Source organism: Leifsonia sp. SIMBA_070 (assembly GCF_046534635.1).
Classification (GTDB): domain Bacteria; phylum Actinomycetota; class Actinomycetes; order Actinomycetales; family Microbacteriaceae; genus Leifsonia.
This window is the reverse complement of record NZ_JAWRYK010000001.1, coordinates 131,012-152,057: the sequence shown is the minus strand read 5'-3', so window position 1 is coordinate 152,057 and position 21,046 is coordinate 131,012. Positions and strand designations below refer to the sequence as shown.

19 protein-coding genes are annotated in these 21,046 nt (G+C 69.2%); 8 read left to right on the top strand and 11 right to left on the bottom strand.

The window, feature by feature from the left end; genetic code table 11:
• The first annotated feature begins 164 nt into the window (after nucleotides 1–164).
• The 5 genes from SB754_RS00665 to iolD are packed head-to-tail and all read left to right on the top strand — an operon-like array spanning nucleotide 165 to nucleotide 6,175.
• A complete protein-coding gene (locus SB754_RS00665) occupies nucleotides 165–1,376 on the top strand; it encodes an ROK family transcriptional regulator (RefSeq protein ID WP_410780425.1) in 1,212 nt (403 codons plus the stop codon).
• 55 nt (nucleotides 1,377–1,431) lie between these two features.
• Nucleotides 1,432–2,406, top strand: a complete 975-nt coding sequence (iolC, locus tag SB754_RS00660) for a 5-dehydro-2-deoxygluconokinase (protein WP_410780424.1) — start codon at nucleotides 1,432–1,434, stop codon at nucleotides 2,404–2,406.
• Nucleotides 2,393–3,361: a class I fructose-bisphosphate aldolase gene (locus SB754_RS00655; RefSeq protein ID WP_410780423.1), complete on the top strand. Its 969-nt coding sequence runs from the start codon at nucleotides 2,393–2,395 to the stop codon at nucleotides 3,359–3,361. Before iolC ends, SB754_RS00655 begins: the two co-directional genes overlap by 14 nt.
• A gap of 4 nt (nucleotides 3,362–3,365) precedes the next feature.
• Nucleotides 3,366–4,283, top strand: a complete 918-nt coding sequence (iolB, locus tag SB754_RS00650; RefSeq protein ID WP_410780422.1) for a 5-deoxy-glucuronate isomerase — start codon at nucleotides 3,366–3,368, stop codon at nucleotides 4,281–4,283.
• Nucleotides 4,280–6,175, top strand: coding sequence for a 3D-(3,5/4)-trihydroxycyclohexane-1,2-dione acylhydrolase (decyclizing) (gene iolD, locus SB754_RS00645; RefSeq protein WP_410780421.1), 1,896 nt, complete (start codon nucleotides 4,280–4,282; stop codon nucleotides 6,173–6,175). Before iolB ends, iolD begins: the two co-directional genes overlap by 4 nt.
• Nucleotides 6,176–6,209: 34 nt before the next feature.
• Here iolD and SB754_RS00640 read toward each other — a convergent pair whose 3' ends face one another.
• The 7 genes from SB754_RS00640 to SB754_RS00610 form a co-directional block, all read right to left on the bottom strand.
• The gene (locus SB754_RS00640; RefSeq protein ID WP_410780420.1) at nucleotides 6,210–6,971 is read right to left on the bottom strand and encodes a GntR family transcriptional regulator; all 762 of its coding nucleotides are present in this window, start codon (nucleotides 6,969–6,971) and stop codon (nucleotides 6,210–6,212) included.
• Nucleotides 6,972–7,048: 77 nt separating this feature from the next.
• Nucleotides 7,049–8,044 carry an ABC transporter permease gene (locus SB754_RS00635; protein WP_410780419.1) on the bottom strand — a complete coding sequence of 332 codons (996 nt, stop codon included), beginning with the start codon at nucleotides 8,042–8,044 and terminating at the stop codon, nucleotides 7,049–7,051.
• The gene (locus SB754_RS00630; protein WP_410780418.1) at nucleotides 8,041–9,024 is read right to left on the bottom strand and encodes an ABC transporter permease; all 984 of its coding nucleotides are present in this window, start codon (nucleotides 9,022–9,024) and stop codon (nucleotides 8,041–8,043) included. Before SB754_RS00630 ends, SB754_RS00635 begins: the two co-directional genes overlap by 4 nt.
• Nucleotides 9,024–10,619 carry a sugar ABC transporter ATP-binding protein gene (locus SB754_RS00625; protein WP_410780417.1) on the bottom strand — a complete coding sequence of 532 codons (1,596 nt, stop codon included), beginning with the start codon at nucleotides 10,617–10,619 and terminating at the stop codon, nucleotides 9,024–9,026. Before SB754_RS00625 ends, SB754_RS00630 begins: the two co-directional genes overlap by 1 nt.
• Before the next feature lie 134 nt (nucleotides 10,620–10,753).
• Nucleotides 10,754–11,830, bottom strand: coding sequence for an ABC transporter substrate-binding protein (locus tag SB754_RS00620; RefSeq protein ID WP_410780416.1), 1,077 nt, complete (start codon nucleotides 11,828–11,830; stop codon nucleotides 10,754–10,756).
• 158 nt (nucleotides 11,831–11,988) lie between these two features.
• Complete coding sequence (locus tag SB754_RS00615; protein WP_410780415.1) at nucleotides 11,989–12,762, bottom strand: DeoR/GlpR family DNA-binding transcription regulator; 774 nt, start codon at nucleotides 12,760–12,762, stop codon at nucleotides 11,989–11,991.
• A 58-nt stretch (nucleotides 12,763–12,820) separates the two neighbouring features.
• Nucleotides 12,821–13,459, bottom strand: a complete 639-nt coding sequence (locus SB754_RS00610) for a recombinase family protein (RefSeq protein WP_410780414.1) — start codon at nucleotides 13,457–13,459, stop codon at nucleotides 12,821–12,823.
• A 218-nt stretch (nucleotides 13,460–13,677) separates the two neighbouring features.
• Between SB754_RS00610 and SB754_RS00605 the strand changes: the two genes are divergently transcribed.
• The gene (locus tag SB754_RS00605) at nucleotides 13,678–16,197 is read left to right on the top strand and encodes a LamG-like jellyroll fold domain-containing protein (RefSeq protein WP_410780413.1); all 2,520 of its coding nucleotides are present in this window, start codon (nucleotides 13,678–13,680) and stop codon (nucleotides 16,195–16,197) included.
• An 89-nt stretch (nucleotides 16,198–16,286) separates the two neighbouring features.
• Nucleotides 16,287–16,895 carry a Pr6Pr family membrane protein gene (locus tag SB754_RS00600; protein ID WP_410780412.1) on the top strand — a complete coding sequence of 203 codons (609 nt, stop codon included), beginning with the start codon at nucleotides 16,287–16,289 and terminating at the stop codon, nucleotides 16,893–16,895.
• Nucleotides 16,896–16,916: 21 nt separating this feature from the next.
• Here the strand turns inward: SB754_RS00600 and SB754_RS00595 are convergent, their stop codons facing one another.
• The 4 genes from SB754_RS00595 to SB754_RS00580 all read right to left on the bottom strand — a co-directional run bounded on the left by SB754_RS00595 (nucleotide 16,917) and on the right by SB754_RS00580 (nucleotide 20,274).
• Nucleotides 16,917–18,173 carry a S1C family serine protease gene (locus SB754_RS00595; protein ID WP_410780411.1) on the bottom strand — a complete coding sequence of 419 codons (1,257 nt, stop codon included), beginning with the start codon at nucleotides 18,171–18,173 and terminating at the stop codon, nucleotides 16,917–16,919.
• A 138-nt stretch (nucleotides 18,174–18,311) separates the two neighbouring features.
• Complete coding sequence (locus tag SB754_RS00590) at nucleotides 18,312–19,214, bottom strand: NADP-dependent oxidoreductase (RefSeq protein WP_410780410.1); 903 nt, start codon at nucleotides 19,212–19,214, stop codon at nucleotides 18,312–18,314.
• Between the two features lie 29 nt (nucleotides 19,215–19,243).
• Nucleotides 19,244–19,531 (bottom strand): DUF5652 family protein, encoded by a 288-nt coding sequence (locus tag SB754_RS00585; protein WP_410783237.1) that lies wholly within the window; start codon nucleotides 19,529–19,531, stop codon nucleotides 19,244–19,246.
• A gap of 146 nt (nucleotides 19,532–19,677) precedes the next feature.
• On the bottom strand, nucleotides 19,678–20,274 hold the full coding sequence (locus SB754_RS00580) for a dihydrofolate reductase family protein (RefSeq protein ID WP_410780409.1): 597 nt from the start codon (nucleotides 20,272–20,274) through the stop codon (nucleotides 19,678–19,680).
• Between the two features lie 106 nt (nucleotides 20,275–20,380).
• Between SB754_RS00580 and SB754_RS00575 the strand changes: the two genes are divergently transcribed.
• Nucleotides 20,381–21,013: a TetR/AcrR family transcriptional regulator C-terminal domain-containing protein gene (locus SB754_RS00575; protein WP_410780408.1), complete on the top strand. Its 633-nt coding sequence runs from the start codon at nucleotides 20,381–20,383 to the stop codon at nucleotides 21,011–21,013.
• Nucleotides 21,014–21,046 lie beyond the last annotated feature (33 nt).

Sequence of the window (21,046 nt, the reverse complement as noted above, 5' to 3'; positions counted from 1 at the left end):
GGACAAACGTTCGTCAGAATGTTAGGACATTGTTCTGACAGGAGTCAAGCGAATTCTCGCCGACTCCAGCGGTCGTGTCGGGAGCCTTTCGCCTGCGACTCTACTCGATAGAATAATCTGCACGGACGGCAACGACCGCCGATCCGGCGAGACGGGAGGGCGACATGCTCCGGGGCGCCAACCTCCCCCGCCTGGCGGATTACAACCAGGCCGTCATCCTCGACCTCATCCGTCGCGATCCCGGCGCGAGCCGGGCGGACCTGCAGCGGCGCTCGGGTCTCGCCTCGCAGACCGTGTCGAACATCGCCCGCCGTCTGATCGACGCCGGGATGGTCCTCGAGTGCGCGCCGACCGAGGTGATCCGAGGGCGGCCGAGCATCCCCCTGACGGTGAACAGCGACGGAGCCTTCGCCGTCGGCGTGCACATCGACCCCGCCCGGCTGACCCTGGTGCTCGTCGATGTGTCCGGCCAGGTGCGCCACCAGCAGCAGCTGCGGATGCCGCAGCCGTCCAGCCCCAACGACTTGACGTCGCTCATCGCCGTCAGCGCGGGCCGCCTGATCCGCGAGTTCGGCGTCGACCGCGACCGCGTGCTCGGGCTGGGGATCGCAGCCCCCGGCCCACTGGACGTCCGAACCGGCGTGGTGCTCCGTCCCCCGCAGCTCCCCGCCTGGCACGAAGTGCACCTGCGGGCCGATCTGCACGACGCCACCGGCTTGCCCGTGCTCCTCGACAAGGACGTCACGGCCGCCGCCACCGCGGAACTGCGCAGCTCGGCCAGCCCCGATTTCCTGTTCGTCTATCTCGGATCCGGCGTCGGCGCCTCCGTCGTCTTCGGCGGACAGGTGCTTCGCGGCGGGAGCAACAACATCGGCGAGATCGGCGACATCCTGGTCGACCCCACCGCCGAGGACCTCGGCTGGGGCGGGCGTCGCGGAGGGCTCGCCGCAGCCTGCGTTCCCGAAGCCCTGGTCATCCAGGCGGCGCAGGCCGGCGTCCTCCCCCTGCCCGACCTGCGGGACTATCTCGCTCTCGATGACGCGTGCACGACGCTGTCGCAGCTGGCCGCCGACGGGAATCCCCCGGCCTCCTTCATCCTGGAGCGCGCGGCACGCCGGGTCGCGACCGGCATCGGCGTGCTCGTCAACTTCCTCGATGTGCCGCAGGTGGTGCTGGGCGGCCCGATGTGGAGTCGGCTCAGCGCGGCGTTCCTGCCGGTGATGGAGGGTGCCGTGCGCGACGAACTCGTCGTCTCCCGCGACACGTTCACCGTCGTCGGCTCGGCGGTGAGCGAGCAGATTGCGGCGCTGGGCGCCGCAGAGCTCGTGATGGACCACTTCCTCGCACCGCATGCCAGTGTCCTTCTCACGGAGTAGTCATGACTTTCCAGATAGTTATGTTCTCTTGTCAGAACATACTAGGGTAGACCCCGTGAAGCACGAACCATCCGGCGACGCCCCCGACGTGCTGGCCATCGGCCGGGTCGGCGTCGACCTCTACCCGCTGCAGGACGGCGTGGGGCTGGAAGACGTCGACACCTTCGGCAAGTACCTCGGAGGCAGCGCCGCCAACGTGGCCGTTGCCGCTGCGCGTCACGGGCGCAGCGCAGCACTCATCTCGGCCACCGGCGACGATCCGTTCGGCCGCTATGTGCACCGCGAGCTCCGTCGTCTGGGTGTGTCGGATCGCTTCGTCGGCGTCGTACCGGAGCTGCCGACGCCGATCACGTTCTGCGAGATCTTTCCGCCCGACGATTTCCCGATCTACTTCTACCGCAAGCCCAAGGCGCCCGACCTGGCCATCACGGCGGAGTCGCTCGACGTGGATGCCATCTCCCGGGCCCGGATCCTCTGGGCGACGGTGACGGGGCTGAGCGAGGAGCCCAGCCGGAGCGCGCATCATCGCGCCTGGCAGGTCCGCGACCGGCGCGAGTTCACCATCCTGGACCTCGACTACCGGTCGATCTTCTGGGACTCCCCCGCGCATGCGACTGCGGAGATCGGGCGGGCCCTCCCCCACGTCACGGTCGCCATCGGCAACCGGGAGGAGTGCGAGGTGGCCGTCGGTGAGACCGGTCCTCTGCGAGCGGCGGATGCCCTGCTCGAACGGGGAGTCGAGCTGGCGATCGTGAAGCAGGGGCCGAAAGGGGTTCTGGCCAAGACGCGCAGCGAGACGGTGGAGGTCCCGCCGTTCCCGGTCGCAGTCGTCAACGGCCTGGGAGCCGGCGACGGTTTCGGCGGCGCCGTGTGCCACGGACTGCTGGAGGGCTGGGGCCTCGAACGGATCCTGACCTTCGCCAATGTCGCGGGGGCCATCGTGGCGTCGCGTCGCGAGTGCTCCACCGCCATGCCGACCACGGCCGAAGTGGACGCCCTCCTGGTCGGGGACGCGCATGCTGAGCGTTGACGGTCCGTCCCGCTTCGTCGGGGCACGGCTGAGCGAAGCGGACTTCGACCGCCTACGCCGCACCCGAGCCGAGGACCCGGCGCGCTTGCGCACCGTTCTCGCCTCCCGCCGCCGTCGTCCACTCCTCGCGGGCGACGGCCGGCTGTTCATCGTCGCGGCCGACCACCCCGCCCGGGGTGCGCTCGGGATCCGCGGCGACGAGCTGGCGATGGCCGACCGCTACGACCTGCTCGACCGCCTGGCGACCGCACTCAGCCGTCCGGGCGTCGACGGCGTGCTCGGCACCCCGGACATCATCGACGACCTGGCGCTCCTCGGCCTCCTCGACGACAAGGTCGTCGTCGGCTCGATGAACCGCGGTGGACTCCGTCATGCGTCGTTCGAGATGGACGACCGCTTCACCGCGTACGACATCCCGGGAATCGTGCGGGACGGCCTCGATTTCGCCAAGACCCTGCTCCGCATCAACTTCGCGGACCCTGGCTCGGCGGCCACGATCGAGGCCAACGCACGGGCGGTGGACGACGCAGCGCGCGCCCGGATGCCGATCATGCTCGAACCGTTCATCTGCGATTGGGTCGGCGACAGGGTGGTCAACGACCTGAGCACCGACGCCGTCATCCGCTCGATCGCCATCGCCGCCGGACTGGGGTCGAGCTCGGTCTACACCTGGCTGAAGCTGCCCGTGGTGCCGGAGATGGAGCGGGTGATGGCCGCCACCACCCTGCCCACCCTCTTGCTCGGTGGCGAGGCCCGGGCCGCAGAAGAAGAGGTCTTCGAACTGTGGGAGGGGGCTCTGCGCCTGCCCGGGGTTCGCGGACTCGTCGCCGGCCGCAGCCTCATCTACCCGTCCGATCACGATGTCGCCGCGGCCGTGGACAGAGCCGCCGCACTCGTCCACACCTCTGCGCCGGCCGAGGATGCGCCGGTTCTGGCCATCAGCGAGCACGACTGAGCCGATGACCCGACGGAACGAGTGGTACTTCCCGCGCGGCGCACTCGCGCGCGACGGGTGGGAGTCCGTCATCGACGAGCGCGTGCCGGGATGGCGGCACACCGGGCTGCGGATCGCCGACCTCGCGCCGGGCGACGTCCTGCCGCTCCCTGCGGACCCGGTGGAACGCCTCGTCGTTCCCCTCACCGGCAGCTTCACGGTGCACCATGACGACGGCTCCTCGGAGCTGGCCGGACGTTCGTCGGTGTTCGACGGACCCACCGACGTGCTCTACCTGTCCACGCGATCGGCCGCGACGATCAGGGGGCAGGGCCGCGTGGCGGTCGCGGAAGCCCCGGCATCGGTCGCGTACCCGACCCAGCACATCCACCATGACGAGGTGCCGGTGGAGTTGCGCGGCGCGGGCCGCTCCAGCCGCCAAGTCCACAACTTCGGCACGCCGCAGGCTCTCGCCGCCGACCGCTTCATCGTGTGCGAGGTGATCACCCCCGCCGAGAACTGGTCGTCGTACCCTCCGCACAAGCACGACGCGCACGGTGACGGCGAGTCACGGCTCGAGGAGATCTACTACTTCGAGACGGCGCTGTCCCGCTCCGTGCCGCCCGCAGCTGCTCCGCACGGTGCGGACCCGTTCGGCTACTTCCGGACCTATTCGTCCGATGCCGGGGACATCGACACCCTCGCGGAGGTCCGCACCGGCGACATCGGCCTGGTCCCGTACGGCTGGCACGGGCCGTGCGTCGCCGCACCCGGCTACGACCTGTACTACCTCAACGTGATGGCCGGGCCCGACCCGGAGCGCGTCTGGAACATCAGCGACGACCCGGCGCACAGCTGGGTGCGCGGCTCGTGGGAGGGACAGGAGATCGACCCTCGGCTCCCCTACCTGTCGCCGGACGACCGAACGGGAGACATTCGATGACCACTCGCAGGATGACCGTGAGCCAGGCTCTCGTCGAATTCCTCGCCCACCAGTGGACGGTGGACGGCGACCACCGGGAACGCACCATCGCCGGGACGTTCGGCATCTTCGGGCACGGCAACGTCGCCGGTGTCGGGCAGGCGCTCAAGCAGCTGAGCCACGACGAGCCCGGGCTGATGCCGTACCACCAGGCCCGCAACGAGCAGGCCATGGTCCACCAGTCCGTGGGGTACGCCCGGATGCGGCGGCGGTTGGGCACGATGGCGAGCGCGGCATCGGTCGGACCGGGTGCCGCGAACATGCTCACCGGAGCGGCGCTCGCGACCGCGAACCGCCTCCCTGCACTGCTCCTGCCGAGCGACACGTTCGCGACGCGCGTGGCGGACCCCGTGCTCCAGCAGCTCGAACTGCCGCACGACACGGGGGTGACCGTCAACGACGCCTTCCGCCCGCTGTCGCGCTTCTTCGACCGCGTCCAACGGCCCGAGCAGCTGTACTCCATCGCACTCCAGGCGATGCGCGTCCTCACCGATCCGGCGGAGACAGGCGCCGTGACGATCGCACTGCCGGAGGACGTGCAGGCGGAGGCGCTCGACGTGCCGCTCGCCTTCCTGCAGGACCGCGAGTGGAACCTGCGCCGGCCCGTGCCGGAGCGCGGCCCGCTCGCCCGCGCCGTCGCGGCCATCCGCGGCGCCTCCCGGCCATTCATCGTCGCGGGCGGCGGCGTCCTCTACTCCGGGGCCGAAGACGCGCTTCGCGAGCTCGTCGAAGCCACGGGCATCCCGGTCGGCACGACCCAGGCCGGCGGCGGCTCCCTCGTCTGGGATCATCCGCAGTACCTGGGCGGGGTGGGCGCGACCGGAACCGTGCCCGCCAACCGGGCGGCGGCCGAGGCCGACGTCGTGATCGGCATCGGCACCCGGTACAGCGACTTCACCACGGCGAGCCGGACGGCGTTCCAGAACCCGGATGTCGTCTTCGTCAACATCAACGTCGCCTCCTTCGACGCGTACAAGCACGGGTCGCAGCTCCCGGTGATCGCGGATGCGCGGGAGGCTCTGGTCGCGCTCCGCCGCGAGCTCGCGGACTACCGGGTCGAGGACGCGTTCGCGGCCGAACTCCGCCGCCTCACCGCGGAGTGGCACGCGACGGTCGACTCGGCCTTCGCAGCATCCCGGGCCGCCCTGCCGGGCCAGTCCGAGATCATCGGCGCCGTGCAGAGCGGGACCGACCCGCGGGACGTGATCGTCCAGGCCGCCGGCTCCCTTCCCGGCGACCTGCACAAGCTGTGGCGGGTGCGCGACGCCCTCGGCTATCACGTGGAGTACGCCTTCTCGACCATGGGCTACGAGATCGCCGGCGGACTGGGTGTCAGGCGCGCGGCGCCCGACCGCGACGTCGTGGTCATGGTCGGAGACGGCTCCTACCTGATGCTGCACACCGAGCTGGTCACGGCGGTCGCCGAGGGCATCAAGATCATCGTCGTTCTGATCCAGAACCACGGCTACGCGTCGATCGGCCACCTGAGCGAGACCATCGGCTCCGAGCGCTACGGCACGCGATACCGCAGGCAGGATGCGGAGCACGGCTTCGACGGTTCGGAGGTGCTCCCGATCGATCTGGCGGCCAACGCCCGGAGTTACGGTGTGGACGTCATCGAGGTGACGCCCGGCGACGACGCGATCGATCGGCTCCGCGCCGCCATGGCGGAGGCGAAGGCGTCGGATCGCACGACGCTCATCCACATTCAGAGCGACCCGCTCGACTACGCCCCCGACGGCGAAGGCTGGTGGGATGTGCCGGTCGCCGAAGCGTCGACACTCGCGAGCACGCAGGAGGCACGCGAACGCTACGAGGAAGCACGGTCGCGACAGCGGCCGCTCCTCGGCTGAGCGCGCGCCCGGCGCTTCGCGTCCGTCGGAGGTGTCAGCGGTTGACGAGGGTGACTTCGAAGGAATAGAGGTCGGGGCGGTAGCAGTGCTGGCCGAATTCGACGGCGCGTCCCGAGTTGTCGAAAGCGGTACGCGACATCGTCAGCACCGCGCTCCCCCGCCGGATGTCGAGCAGGTCGGCCTCGCTCGGGGTCGCCTCCCGCGCGCCGATCCTCTGCTTGGCCACGCGCATCGTGACCCCGCGTGCGCGAAGCAGCTGATAGAGCCCGTGCGTGTTGAGGTCGGCGGCATCGAGGTCGACGAAGTCCGGGGGCAGCGTGTTGTCGAGAATCGCGATCGGCACACCGTCCGCCAGACGCAACCGTCTGACGTGAAGCGTCGGGCTGCCGCGTTCGATGTCGAGGATCGTCGCCGCCCGCTCGTCCGCGGCGACCACTTGGGAGTCGAGGACGGTGGTCTCCGGCCTCTGCCCCGAGTTCTCGAGGTCCTCGTACAGGCTGCTCAACTCGACGTTGCGGGTCACCCTCCCGTGCACGACCTGCGTGCCGACTCCGCGGCGGCGCACCAACAGGCCCTTGTCGACCAGCTCCTGGATGGCGCGACGGATCGTGGGCCGCGAGAGTCCCAGACGCTGGCCGAGGGCGACCTCGTTCTCGAGGCGTGCGCCCGCGGGCAGCGTCTCGTCGATGATCGCCTTCTCGAGACGATTGGCCACCTGGTAGTAGATGGGAACCGGACCGGAACGTTCGAGATCCATGAACAAGTCGGTCGGCAGCGGATGCTCCGCTTGAACCATTCGGCCCCTCCACGAGGTAGTGAGATTGTGTTAACAATCACATTGTGACAGATCGTGGACGGCTGCCGCGTGTGCGACTACAAGCGCTGCGTCCGGGCCAGCACGGTCTGGATGATGACCACGATGGCGAGGAAGGCACCGGAGACCACGGCCTGGACCGAGCTCGACAGCGAGCCGACCTGGTTGATCAGATTCTGGATGACGGTGAGCAGCAGGACACCCGCGAGCGTGCCGACGAGGTTGCCACGGCCACCGGTGAGCAGCGTCCCTCCGATCACCACGGCCGAGATGGCGGACAGCTCCAGCCCGACGCCGACGTTCGGCACGCCCGATGAGGAGTAGGCGGCGGTCAGCGCGCCGGAGAACCCGGCGCACATCGCACTGAGCACGTACACGCTGAAGTGCACGCGCGCGACGGGGAGGCCCATCAGGGTCGCGGCGCTCTCCGAACCTCCCACCGCGAGCACCGCCTGACCGCCGCGCGAACGCGCCAGCAGCACGGAGCCGATCACCAGCACCGCCAGCGCGATGAAGACCGGCCAGCGCAGGCCGGCGATCCCACCCTGGCCGAGACCGGCGGTCGCAGCGTCCGAGATGAGCGGCGTCTTCGAGCCGCCGTCCGTGATCGCATACACCAGCCCGCGGATTCCGAGGAGACCGGCGAGCGTGACGATGAAGGCGGCCATCTTCGCGTAGGCGACCAGGGCTCCCTGGACCGCACCGATGACGGCGCTCACCACCAGCGGCAGAGCCAGTGCGCCGAAGACTCCCCAGGTCGACCCGTATGCGGCGAGCACGCCTCCGAGGGCGTACATGGACCCGACCGACAGGTCGATCCCGCCGGTGAGGATGACGAAGGTCATGCCGATCGCGATGATCAGCAGGAACGACGACTGCGTCGCGATGTTGGCGAAGTTGGACGCCGTGAGGAACGTCGGGAACGCGATACTGCCGGCGACAAGCAGGATCACCAGGATCACCGCGGCGCCGTAGCTCTGCGCGAGGGCGGCGATCCGCTCGCGGGTGATCTGCGTCTCCGCGGCAGGACCTGCCGGGGTCTCGAGAAGCGTCATCGCTTGAAGATCCTTCCACGCTGGATGTAGACGGCGGCGAGGATGATCGCCGCCTGCACGATCTGCGAATACGCATCCGGGACGTCGTGCTTCACGAGCGTCGCAGTGATGAACTGCAGGAGCAGTGCGCCGGCCACGGTGCCGGCGATCTTCACCTGGCCGCCCGTGAGCGGCGTGCCGCCCACGACGACGGCCGTGATCGCCGACAGCTCGATCAGGTTGCCGATGGTCGACGGGACGGACGCACCGAGGCGGGCGGTCCCGATGATCCCGGCGACCGAGGCCAGCGCCGCCGAGAGCACGTAGACGGAGAGCAGGATCCGCTTCACCGGCAGTCCGGCGAGCTGGGCCGCCCTGCGGTTGCCGCCGATGGCGAGCAACTGCTTGCCGAAGGTCGTCCGGTTGACGAGCAGGGCGACGAGGACGACCAGCACGACCGCGATGATCACGGCGTACGGGATGCGCCAGGGCGCCCCCTCCAGGAAGTTGCCGCGCCCGAGATCCAGCACGAACGCGTCGGTGACCGGACGGAGCTGCTCGTTGGCGATCAGGAGGGCGATTCCCCGCCCGGCGACCATCAGCGAGAGCGTCGCCACGATGGGCTGAACCCCGATGAAGGCCACCATCGAGCCGTTGATCACCCCGACGAGGAGGCCTCCGGCGATGGCGATCAGGATGGCGGGGATCGCGCCGTAGCCGATGTAGAGCGGGACGATCGCCGCGGCGAGCGCCATCACGGCCCCGACGGAGAGGTCGATTCCCTCCGTGCCGATCACGAGCGCCATGCCGAGCGCCACGATCAGCACGGGGACGACCTGCACGAACTGCGTCCGGAAGTTGTCGAGCTCGAAGAAGTTCGGCGTGAAGAGGAGGTTGAACAGCAGGATCAGGCCGAGCGCGAAGTACACGCCGTACTTCTGCAGCAGCCCGAGAGCCGAACCACGGCGCGGGAGTCTGATGGTGACGCTGGCCTGGCTCATCACGAGGCGGCTCCTTCATTGGTCGTCGGGGGGACGGTCTCGACATCGATGGCCGGCTCCGCGTCGGCCGCGGAGTCACCGGCCAGTGCGGCGAGCAGGGTCCGCTCGTCCACCTCGTCGCCACTGAGCTCGGTCTCGACCGACCCGTCGCGGAGCACGATGACCCGGCTGGAGCCTTCGACCACCTCCTCCACCTCGCTGGAGACCAGGACGATGGCGAGCCCCTCCCGGGCCAGTTCGTCGATCAGCGCCTGCACCTCCGCCTTCGCGCCGACGTCGATGCCGCGCGTCGGCTCGTCGAGCAGCAGCACCTTGGGGCTCATCGCGAGCCAGCGTGCGATCATCACCTTCTGCTGGTTGCCGCCGGAGAGCTCCGACACCAGTTGGTCGGGACTGGACGCCTTGATCCTCAGTCGCTTCATGAACACGTCGACGACCGCGTCCTGGTTGCGACGGCTGCTGAAGCCGGCCTTCGAGAGACGCGGAAGCGCGGCGAGGACGATGTTGTCCCGCACCGACAGCCCGGGGATGATGCCCTCCGTCTTCCGGTCCTCCGGGAGCATGACGACGCCCGCGCGGATCGCGGCGCCGATCGAGCCGCTCCGGACCCCGCGGCCGTCGACCTCCACCTGGCCGCGGTCGATGCTCATGACGCCCGAGAGCGCCTTGAGCGTCTCGGACCGCCCCGAGCCGAGTAGACCGCCGAGGCCGACCACCTCTCCCGGCTTGATCGTCACATCGATGCCATCGATCTGGTGCGCCCGCGAGAGGTCGGACGCCACGAGGACAGGAGGGGCGTCCGACTCCTTCACGCGCGTGAACGCCGTCAGGCCCGCGCGCTCCACCCGTTCGACCGACCGGCCGAGCATCAGCGACACCAGCTCGACGCGCGGCAGGTCGGCGAGGTCTCCGACGTGAACCGACTTGCCGTCGCGGAGGACGGCGACCCGGTCGCACACCTGGTAGATCTCGTCCATCCGGTGGCTGACGTAGACGATGGCGATGCCCTCGCTGCGCAGCTGGCCGATCACCCGGAACAGGGTCTCCACCTCCCGGACCTCCAGCGACGAGGTGGGCTCGTCCATGATCACGACCCGCGCGTTGATGCTGACCGCCCGCGCGAGTGCCACCATCTGCTGGATGCCGAGCGGGAGGCTGCGCAGCTGGCGGCGGACGTCGACGTGGATGCCGTAGGCCGCGAGCAGGTCGCGCGCGTCCGAGTGCATGCGCTTCTTCTCGATGAGGCCGAGGCGGTTGCGCGGTTCCCGCCCGAGGAAGATGTTCTGCGCAACGCTCATCAGCGGAACCAGGTTCACCTCCTGGTAGATCGTCGAGACGCCCGCCCTCTGGGCATCGAGCGGCCGACCGAAGGTGACGACGTCTCCCCCGAGGCGGACCTCGCCGTCGTCCGGCTGGTAGACGCCGGTGAGCACCTTGATGAGGGTTGACTTGCCCGCGCCGTTCTCGCCCATCAGTGCGATGCTCTGCCCGGCGCGGACCTCGAAACTGACCGCGTCGAGCGCGGTGACACCGCCGAAACGCTTGGTGACGGTGCGGGCTTCGAGCACGGGCGGATCGTCGTGCGGTGACATCATCGTCGGTGCCTTTCGTGGGTGCGGCCGTCGCCGGCCGGCCGGACGTGGAGGGCGGTGGGGGTCAACCTACTACTCCCGCCTGCCGCGCCGGGCGTCGTGCCCGGTGCGGCAGGCGGAGGATCGCGCGGATCCGGTCAGTAGGCCTCGTTCACCTTGTCCTTCGCGTTCGAGGAGTCGTACGAGCCGTCCTCGATGACGATCTTCTGGCCGACCTTGTCGCCGTTCAGGAAGCTCTTCAGCGTGGCGAAGGCGAGCGGGCCGAACCGGGGGTTGGATTCGATGACACCGTTGTAGGACCCGGTGACGATCTGCGAGACGGCGTTCTTCGTGCCGTCGACCGAGTAGAGCTGGATGTCCTTGCCCGGCGTCTTGCCCGCCGCGATGATGGCCGCCTGGGCGCCGAGACCCATCTCGTCGTTCTCCGCGTAGATGGCCGTGATGTCCGGGTTCGATTGCAGCAACTGCTCCGTCACGGACTGGCCCTTGTCGCGGGCGAAGTCGCCGGTCTGCTGGGCGACGATCTTGATGTCGGGGCCCTTCGCCTTGATCTCGTCGACGAAGCCGCTGGTGCGGTCGGTGGTCACGTTGTTGCCCGACGCGCCGAGCAGGATCGCGACGTTCCCCTTGCCGCCGGTTCCGTCGATCAGCTGGTCGGCGGCGCGCTTGCCCTGCTGCACGAAGTTCGAGCCGAGGAACGACACGTACGTGTCGCAGGCGCCAGAGCTCAGCAGGCGGTCCACGGTGATGACCGGGATCTTCTTCGCCTTCGCCGCCTGGAGCGCCGGCTCCAGCCCGTCGCTGTTGAGAGGCGCGACGATGAGGGCCTGCGCCCCCTGCGAGATCATGTCCTGGATGTCGGAGATCTGCTTGGAGAGCGTCGACTGCGCGTTGGTGGTTATGAGCTTCTTGACGCCGACCTTCGCAGCCTCGTCCTTGATCGACTGCGTCTCGGCGATGCGGAACGGGTTGTCCTCCTTCTCGGACTGCGAGAAGCCGACGACCAGGTCCTTCAGGTCGGCCTTGTCGCCGCCGTAGGTGCCGATGTCGCAGGTGGGGCCGGAGGCGGGCGCCGCCTTCTGGGTGGCCGGAGCGCCGGAGCCGCCGGCCGCGTCGGACGTGCCGGTGTTGGTGCAGCCGGTGATGGCCAGGCCGATGGCAGCGAGGGCCGCGACTGTCGCCGCGACGTGCTGCGTCTTGCGGTTCGTCTTCATTTCCAACTTCCTTGTTGAGTGTGCTGCAGGACCCGCTCGGGATCGCACGAAACGAGTCAGAACAGATCAGAACGATCCGTGCTGAATACTTTTATGCCAAAGTCTGCGCCGATTGTCCAGAACTCTGTCCGAAAGATTTGGACGAGGTTTCGGACAAATCACGTCACGGGCGTCGCCGCGATGTGCAGAGTCACCCCTCGGGCGGCGATCGGCTCGAGCTGGGCAGCGGCCGACCCCGCGTCGGTCACCAGCTGTGCGATGCGCTCCGTCGGCACCGTCTGCACGGCCGTCCGGGTGCCGAGCTTGGTGTGGTCGGCGAGCACGACGAGTTCGCGCGCGCACCCCGCTATGGTCCGGTCGGTCTCCGCGACGATCATGCTCGGGGTGGAGAGCCCGAACCCGGCGTCCAGCCCGTTGCCCGAGAGGAAGGCGAGATCGGCGTGAATGCCGCGATAGGTGCGCACGGCGGCGTCACCGACCACGGCCCGGATGGATCCGCGCAACTCACCGCCCGTCAGAATCACCTGGTTGGACGAGGAATCGACGAAGACATCGGCGACCAGCAGCGAGTTCGTGACGATCGTCAGCCCCGTCCGGCCGGTGAGCGCCCGGGCCAGCCACTCGGTCGTGGTGCCCGGCCCGACTGCGATCACGTCGCCGTCGTGCACCAGGCCGGCGGCGAGCCGCCCGATCGCCGCCTTCTCCGGCATCGCCTGCCCGATCTTGTCGGCGTAGGGCGCTTCCGGGTTCTGCGATCCCGCGGTGGCGCCGCCGTGCGAGCGCTGGACCAGTCCGAGCGAGTCGAGGAAGTCCAGGTCGCGCCGGACGGTGACTGGGGAGACGTCGAGCCGACGCGCCAGCGCTGCGATGGAGGCCGCCCCCTCGTCGCGCACGATCTCGGCGATGAGGGTGCGTCTCTGCGCTGCAATCACACGGGTATGGTTACCCGTCGCGATGCATTCTGTCCAGTTCCGATCGTTTCGGAACGGCTCAGGTGTCGCCGAGCTCGCGGGTGACCGGGTTGGGGAACGTCACGGTGATCGAGCGGTCGTCCTCCGGCTCGCGGCGCTCGGTCGTGGCCGACTCGATCGCTCGGTACACGGTGGCGCGGGAGGTGCCGAGCTCCTCCGCGATCTCGCGGACCGACGCCCCCTGGTCGCGCAGCGCGAGCACGCGCTCGACGTTCATATCGGAGAGCGCGCGTGGCCGGCCGCCGGTGCGGCCCCGGGCCTTCGCCGCGTAGACGCGGACGAGCGTGCGTTCGCGGATCAGGTTGCGCTCCAATTCGTTGAACGCCGAGATCGCGCGGACGATCGTCGGGCCGTCGATCCCTCCCGTGTCCAGTTGTTCGGCGAGGGTCTGCACCCCGACTCCCCGCTGGGCCAGCAGTTCGAGCAGCGAGAGAACGGATGCGGACGTGCTGCCCAGCCGGTCGAGCCTCCAGACCAGGAGCTTGTCGCCGCGGTCGACCGCGTCGATCGCCGCCGACAGCTCGGGCCGGCGGGGCGAGGAGGTGTGGAGGCTGATGTCCTCGAAGATCGTGGAGGCGCCCTGCCTACGCAGCAGGTCGCGCTGGAACTCGGCGTTGTGCTCGAGCGGGCCGACGTAGATGTACCCGATCACGGCCACCCGCGCTCACCACCTCACGCTGTCCGAAACCTGGTCCGAATCGTAGCACCCGGGCGCGTCGCATCCGCGGCGCCGGAACGCGAATCCCAGGCGACGCATAGGCGATCCACTGTCCTCCAAAAGGAGTACTGGTGTTTCGGACAGAGTTTTGCGACTATCTGTCTGGATACATCACCTTACGGACAAAGCCGTCCGATCGACAAGGAAGCGAGAGTGTGATGAAGAAACCACGACCACGCGCAGCGGCGGTCGCCGCAGCGCTGGCCATCGCCATCGGACTGGTCGCGGCGCCCGCGACCGGCGCCGCCGCGGCCCCCGGAGAAACCTGGAGCGGCCTCACCCCGCCCCTCAGCACGCCGTGGACGAGCAAGGTCAGCCCCACGAACGCCCTGCCCGACTACCCCCGCCCGCAGCTCGCCCGTCCGAGCGCCGCCGCCCCGACCTGGCTCAACCTCAACGGCCTGTGGCAGTACCAGGCGTGGGACGGCTACAGCGCCATCCCGTTCGGGAAGGACCTGGGCAAGCAGATCCTGGTGCCGTATCCGACGGAGTCCGCGCTCTCGGGCATCCAATCGCATGCCGACTACATGCTCTACCGACGGACGGTGGACGTGCCCAAGCAGTACACGAACGGCGGAAAGCACCTGCGCCTCAACTTCGGCGCGGTCAACTACGACGCGACCGTGTACGTCAACGGGCAGCAGGTCGCCCGGCACCTGGGTGGCTACGACGGCTTCAGCGCCGACATCACCGACGCCCTGACGGACAGGGGCCCGCAGGAGGTCGTGGTCGCGGTGCACTCCCCCGTCGACTCGGCCACCATCCCTGTCGGCAAGCAGCGGCTCAACCCCGGCGGAATCTTCTACACCGCCGCGAGCGGCATCTGGCAGACCGTCTGGCTGGAGCCGGTGCAGCCGGTCAGCATCGCGACGCTCACCGCGACGCCGAACATCGACACCTCGTCGTTCTCGGTCGCCGCGACCTTCAACGGCGACGCCGCCGGGGCGAAGCTCACCGTCGACGCGTGGGCCGACGGCAAGAAGGTCGCCTCGTCCAGCGGGGCGGCGGGCGGTCCGATCACCCTGGCGGTGCGCAAGCCGCACCTCTGGTCGCCGGACGACCCGTTCCTGTACACCTTCACGGCGACGCTGAACGCTCACGGGTCGACCGACAAGGTCGAGAGCTACGCCGGTCTCCGTCAGATCGCCGTCGAGAACGTCGGCGGCAAGCAGCGGATCACCCTCAACCACAAGCAGACGTTCCTGCTCGGGACGCTGGACCAGGGCTACTGGCCGGACGGCATCTACACCGCGCCGACGGACGAGGCGCTCAAGTTCGACATCCAGAAGACGAAGGACCTCGGCTTCAACACCATCCGCAAGCACATCAAGGTCGAACCCGCCCGCTGGTACTACTGGGCGGACAAGCTGGGGATGATGGTCTGGCAGGACTCGCCCTCGGTCCCGACCGGCCGCAACGGCAGCCTCAGCACGGGCGACAAGGCGAACTTCCGCGCCGAGACCGCGAGGATGGTCGACCAGCTCAAGGGTGTCACTTCGATCATCGGCTGGATCCCGTTCAACGAGGGATGGGGCCAGTGGAGCGTGCAGGCCGCGGCAGACGTCGCGAACCAGGTGAAGGCGCAGGACCCGACCCGGCTGGTCAACGCCCGAAGCGGGGCGAACTGCTGCGACACACCGGGAGACCCGGGCAACGGCGACATCATCGACTGGCACGTGTACCAGGGGCCGGCGCTTCCGGTGCCGGATGCCAAGCGCGCCTCCATCGACGGTGAGCACGGCGGTCTGACGCTGCCGGTCGAAGGCCACAGCTGGCCGGGCGCCGACGTCAACCCGTACGGCGCGGTGAAAGACAGCGCTGCGCTGACCGCCGGCTATGTCGCCAACACGGCGGTGCTGCGTGATCAGGGCGCCCCGTACGGCCTGTCCGGCTCCATCTACACGCAGATCACCGACGTGGAGGGCGAGCAGAACGGCTTCTTCACCTACGACCGGCAGGTCGAGAAGGTGGATGAGGCCGCCGTGCGGAAGGTCAACCTCGAGACGATTGCGGCCGGGGCGAAGACTCCGCCGAAACCGCCGGCGGGCACGCCGGGTCTCTCGGGGGTGAGCTCGTGGCAGTTCGACGAGACCGGCGGCGCGACCGCGGCCGACTCGGCGGGCACGAATCCGCTCACCGTCAAGGGTGGGGCGCAGTGGGTGTCCGGCTCGAAGGGCAACGCGCTCCAGCTGGACGGCACCGGCTCGGCCGTCTCGGACAAGACCGTGCTCAAGACCGACGGGACGAACTACAGCGTCTCGGCCTGGGTGAGGTTCAGCAAGCTGGACGGGGCGTTCCAGACCATCGTGGGTGAGGACGGCGACCAGAATTCCGCCTTCTTCCTGCAGTGGTCGGGCGCCGACCGCAAGCTCGCGTTCTCGTTCGCCGGGATCCGCGCGCTGGCGAACGACGTCGCCGTGCAGCCGAACGTCTGGTATCACGTGGTCGGGGTGCGAGATGTGACGGCCTCCACTCTCACCGTGTACGTGAACGGGGCGAAGGCCGGTCAGGCCAGCGTCCTCGGCAATGCCGACACGGCGACCGGCCCGCTGACGGTCGGCCGGGGCAAGTTCGGCGGCAACCCCGTCGACTACCTGAGCGGCGCCGTCGACGATGTGCGCGCGTTCGACCGGGCCCTGTCGGCCGACGAGGTCGCGCAGCTCTTCGGTTCGCACTGATCCACGGCCTGGGGCCGGTCGGCGTTCGCGCTGGCCGGCCCCGTCGGCGGTCGGCCTCAGTAGGCCGGACCAGGCACTAGAGTCGGCCCGTGGATTCTCTGCGGAACGTCACCCGGACCATCGTCGCCGCCGCCATCCTCATCGCGGTGCTCGTCACGGCCCTCGACGTCGCTTCGCGCGCGCCGCTGAACCCCTTCAACTTCTTCGGCTACTTCACCGTGCAGTCCAACCTCCTGCTGGCCGGCGCCCTCATCTGGTCGGTCGCCGACCGGCGCAGGCGCCGTGGCGACGTTCTGGCGTACGTCCGCGCGGCGACGACCGACTACATCGTCATCGTCGGCATCGTGTACGCGGCTCTGCTCGCACCGTTGGGGCAGGCAGGAGGTGTGCCGGTCCCCTGGGCGAATGTCGTCCTGCACATCGTCACACCGCTGTACGGCGCCCTCGACTGGCTGATCTTCCCGGACCGTCCGCCGCTGCGGTGGTCGGCACTCTGGACGGTGCTGATCTACCCGGCCGTGTGGCTCGCGGTCGTGCTGATCCGCGGCGCCACGGACGGCTGGGTGCCGTACCCGTTCCTCGATCCCGGGAACGGATACGGCACCATCGCGGTCGTTGCCGCCGGGATCACCGTTGCGGTGATCCTCGTCGGTGCGGCCGTCTACGCCGCGAGCAGGGTCCGCCTCTTCTCGCGCTGACCCGGCCGGCTGCGGGGACTGCTAGGCAGCAGGCCCGCTCGCCAGGCTGACGTCGGCCGTGTGGGAGGCTCCCTCGACGTCGGTCCAGGTCACGCTGACCGACTGGCCGGGGGTGAGCGTGCTCAGCGCCTGGGTCAGCGCCTGGGCCGAGGTGATCGTCGTGCCGTTCAGGGCGGTGATCGTGTCGCCGTCGGTGAGTCCGGCGACCGCGGCGGGGCCGCCATCGACCACGCCGGAGAGGGAGGCGCCGGCTCCGGAGACGCCGCCCGTCACGTCGTCGGAGGCCACCTCCACGCCTAGAAAGGCCGGGTAGCCGATGGTCACGGCGGACGATGCCTGCCCTGTCTCGATCTGCTGGGCGATGGCCAGCGCGTCCTCGATCGGGATGGCGTAGCCGGCCACGGTGGAGCCGCCCTCCGCAGCGGCGGTGTCGATGCCGATCACCTGGTCGTCGGCGTTGAAGAGCGGGCCGCCGGAGTCGCCGGCCTGGATGTCGGCGTCGGTCTGGATGAGACCGTCGAGCGTCTCCGAAGAGGCGGTCTGCTCCGCCTGGGTCGTGATGGTCTGCTCCAGGGCCGTCACGGTCCCGGGCGACGCAGAAGGAGTGCCTCCCGTCCCTCCAGCGTTGCCGACACCGGTGACCGCCTCCCCGACCGCAGTATCCGCCGACGTGTCGATGGAGGCGGTGCTGAGCCCGGACGCTCCGCTCAGCTGGAGGACCGCGACGTCATCGGTCGCATCCGTGCCGACGACCGTCGCCGTGTAGGAGGTGCCGGTGGCGACCACGGTCACGCTGATGCTGGTCGCGCCCTCGACGACGTGGTTGTTCGTCAGGATCTCGCCGCTCGCCGTCAGCACGATGCCCGTCCCTGCACTCTCGGCCCCCGCGTAGGTGAGTTCGGAGGTGATGTCGACGACGCCCACCTCCTGGGCGGCGGTGGCGCCGGCCAGGGTGGATGTCGTGCCGGTCGACGATCCCGTGCCGGTCGAACCGTCGCCGGACCCATAGCCGTAGCCGTATCCATATCCATATCCGTATCCCGAGCGGCCCAGCGCGGTGCTGATCTGAGGAGAGGCGCTGCCGGACGAGGCGGTGACGCCGGAACCGGAGCCGCCTGAAGTCGCCGCCAACCCGAAGGCGGAGCCGGTGACGACCGCCACCGCAAGAGCGGTCGACACGGCGATCGCGCCTCGGCGGCGCCGCCGCCGCACGGTGTGCTTCTCGGCTGCGTTGTCCGTCTGCCCGCCTCCGGTGGGGGCTCCGTCGATGGTGTTCATGGCTCGTGTCCTCTCGGCATCGCTGATGTGCTCAGCACACCGCACACGATTCCGGGGCCGCCATGAGCGTCCTATGCGAAAGCTTCGAGAAGACTAGAGCTGCCTATGAGGAGAGGGTGCGCTCCCTGAGAGTCGGCGTCAGCCGACGGTGAGGACGAGCTTGCCGCGGACTTCGCCCGACTCCCCGGCCCTGTGCGCCTCCGCGATGTCCTCCAGCGGGAACGTCCGCCCCACTGGAATCCGGAACATGCCATCGCCCATCAGCCGCATCGCCACCCCGATCGCGTAGTCGGCACGGCCGGAGTCGCCGCGACTGAACCGGACGCCATGCTGCTGCGCGCCCGGGAAGTCGGCGATGGTGATCACGTTCTCCGCGCCACCCGGTACGTCGATCAGCTCCGGCAGGACACCGCTGCCCGCGACATCGAGGGCACGATCGACCCCGGCCGGGACGATCGTGCGGACCCGGTCGGCCATGCCCTCGCCGTAGGCGACGGGTTCTGCGCCGAGGCGGCGCAGGTAGTCGTGGCTGCCCGGGCTTCCCGTGCCGATCACGCGGGCCCCACGATGCACGGCGAGCTGCACCGCCGCACTCCCGATGCTCCCCGACGCACCGCTGATCAGCACGGTGCTTCCGCGCGCGACGCCCAGCTGATCCAGGGCGCGCGCGGCGGTCTCCACCGTCGAGGGCATGGCCGCCGCCTCGACGAAACCCACCGACTCGGGGATCGGAGCCCAGATCGACAGGACGGCGAGTTCGGCCTGCGCCGCACCTCCGCCACCCACGCCCGCGACGCGATCTCCGGTCCGCACACCGGTAACGCCGTCGCCGACCTCGTCGACGACGCCGGCGGCTTCGTAGCCCAACGTCTGCGGGAGCTCCTGGTCCAGCTCCCCGGACCGCTTCTTCCAGTCGCTCGCGTTCACTCCGGCCGCCCGCACCCGGATGCGGAGCTCGCCGGGACCCGCATGGGGCTCGGGCAGCTCGGCGATCTCGAGGACCTCCGGACCACCGAACCTGCTGAACCGTGCCGCCTTCATCCTGCCGCCTTCATCCAGATGCGCGGCGTTCAGGGACCGACCGGGCCCCGAGGTTCGTCCCAGTGGCCCTCCTGCTCCGGTTCGCCGGTGGCAGCGAGGATGGCCTCCTCCACCTTCTCCTCACTCGGCCGACGACGGTCCACGGCGAAGAGGTAGATGGCGTCCAGCACGCCCAGGGTGTTCGACAGCAGCAGGGCGACGAACCACGGTTTGCTGCCATTCCTGGCCGCCCGCCACAGCGACACGCCTTTCCAGGCGAGGCTCCAGGCGATCACGGCGATCATGATGGCCTGTCTCGCCGGCGGGATATCCGGCATCCGCATCCCGAATGGACCTGTCTCGTTTCTCATTCGCCCATTGCACCGCCGTCGTCGAACGTGTGGCAAGAGAATAAACGGCCGCCTCTCCTTTTCAACGCGGATGAAGGCCCGCCAGGGCTGAGCACCACGCGGAACGGGGCCGCTCAGGCGTACTGCGGTCGACCGCCGACGCCGTAGGTCAGCGCGACGATGCCCGTGCCGAACACGCGCGAGTCGACCAGGTCGAGGGCGAAGTCCAGACCCTGCTGCGGGAGGAAACGCTCGCCCTCGCCGACGATCACCGGGAACTGGACCAGGTTCAGTTCATCCACCAGCTCGTTCTCGAGCAGCCACCGCGCGAGCGCCGTGCTGCCGACCACGAGCAGCTCGCCGCCGGGCTGCGCCTTGAGCTCGCGGATACCGGCCGCGACGTCGCCGGAGATCACCGTGGTCTGCTCCCAGCTGGGGTCGTCAACGGTGGTGGAGACCAGGTACTTCGGCTTGGAGCTGATCGCCTCGCCGAACCCGCCGTCGTCGCTGCGCGCCCCCCAGTAGGTGTCGAACAGACTGTACGTCTTCCGGCCGAGCAGGAACGCATCCGGCCGCTGCCAGGTCTCGAGGATGTACTGCACGGCCTCCGCGTCATTGTGCGGTATCGCCCAGCCGCCGCGGGTGAAGCCGGGGTCCATCTCCTCGTTGTTGCCTCCGTTGGCCTGGGCGACTCCATCGAGGGTGAGCTGCAGGCTGATGGTGAGTTTCATCGTGTCCTCCAGGCGTCTTCGGGTCCCATGCGATTCCCCCTTCATTGTCCGATGCGGGAACCTTATCAACGATAGTCTTAGCTGCCAAGGCCGGTATCCTGGGTCCATGCCATACCCCGCTCGCACCGACCGCGCCGCCATCGTGGCCGCCGCGATCGCGGTACTGGACGAGCACGGTCTGGATGACGTGTCGCTCCGTGCGATCGCGGCGCGCCTCGACATCCGCCAGCCGGCGCTGTACCACCACTTCGCCAGCAAGTCGCAGCTGCTGGATGCGGTCGCCGACGCGATCCTCGCTCAGCGGCACAGCGACCGCCTCCCGACGGCCGGGGAACACTGGGACCAGTTCGTCACCCGGAACGCGCGCAGCCTGCGGCAGGCGATGCTCAGCATCCGCGATGGCGGTCGCCTCATCGCATCGTCCGGGTCGCGAAGCCCGCAACTCGTTGCCGCCATCGCTCAAGTGAATCTGCTGGAAAGCGGGGGCTTCACCCCAGAGGACGCCATCCTCACCCTCATCGCCGTTGCGCGCTACACGATCGGCTCGGTGATCGAACAGCAGTCCGCCCGCGATGGGGGCGACATCGTCATCGAGACCGAGCGGACAGACACTGCCGCACAACGGTTCATCGAGAGCGTTCGACGCGTCGTCGAGCTCGGCCAGGACCACGAATTCGAGACCGGACTCGCCGCCCTGCTCAGAGGGTTCGCCCCTACGGCTCCCGCGAGGAGACCCTAGCGAGATCATCCTTATTGGCGATAACCTTCGTCG

What these genes read in the sequence shown, in the direction of transcription:
- SB754_RS00665 (WP_410780425.1), top strand. Translation starts at nt 165, where the DNA reads ATGCTCCGGGGCGCCAACCTCCCCCGCCTGGCGGATTACAACCAGGCC.
- SB754_RS00655 (WP_410780423.1), top strand. Translation starts at nt 2,393, where the DNA reads ATGCTGAGCGTTGACGGTCCGTCCCGCTTCGTCGGGGCACGGCTGAGC.
- iolB (WP_410780422.1), top strand. Translation starts at nt 3,366, where the DNA reads ATGACCCGACGGAACGAGTGGTACTTCCCGCGCGGCGCACTCGCGCGC.
- iolD (WP_410780421.1), top strand. Translation starts at nt 4,280, where the DNA reads ATGACCACTCGCAGGATGACCGTGAGCCAGGCTCTCGTCGAATTCCTC.
- SB754_RS00640 (WP_410780420.1), bottom strand. Translation starts at nt 6,971, where the DNA reads ATGGTTCAAGCGGAGCATCCGCTGCCGACCGACTTGTTCATGGATCTC.
- SB754_RS00635 (WP_410780419.1), bottom strand. Translation starts at nt 8,044, where the DNA reads ATGACGCTTCTCGAGACCCCGGCAGGTCCTGCCGCGGAGACGCAGATC.
- SB754_RS00630 (WP_410780418.1), bottom strand. Translation starts at nt 9,024, where the DNA reads ATGAGCCAGGCCAGCGTCACCATCAGACTCCCGCGCCGTGGTTCGGCT.
- SB754_RS00625 (WP_410780417.1), bottom strand. Translation starts at nt 10,619, where the DNA reads ATGATGTCACCGCACGACGATCCGCCCGTGCTCGAAGCCCGCACCGTC.
- SB754_RS00620 (WP_410780416.1), bottom strand. Translation starts at nt 11,830, where the DNA reads ATGAAGACGAACCGCAAGACGCAGCACGTCGCGGCGACAGTCGCGGCC.
- SB754_RS00605 (WP_410780413.1), top strand. Translation starts at nt 13,678, where the DNA reads ATGAAGAAACCACGACCACGCGCAGCGGCGGTCGCCGCAGCGCTGGCC.
- SB754_RS00595 (WP_410780411.1), bottom strand. Translation starts at nt 18,173, where the DNA reads ATGAACACCATCGACGGAGCCCCCACCGGAGGCGGGCAGACGGACAAC.
- SB754_RS00590 (WP_410780410.1), bottom strand. Translation starts at nt 19,214, where the DNA reads ATGAAGGCGGCACGGTTCAGCAGGTTCGGTGGTCCGGAGGTCCTCGAG.
- SB754_RS00585 (WP_410783237.1), bottom strand. Translation starts at nt 19,531, where the DNA reads ATGCCGGATATCCCGCCGGCGAGACAGGCCATCATGATCGCCGTGATC.
- SB754_RS00580 (WP_410780409.1), bottom strand. Translation starts at nt 20,274, where the DNA reads ATGAAACTCACCATCAGCCTGCAGCTCACCCTCGATGGAGTCGCCCAG.
- SB754_RS00575 (WP_410780408.1), top strand. Translation starts at nt 20,381, where the DNA reads ATGCCATACCCCGCTCGCACCGACCGCGCCGCCATCGTGGCCGCCGCG.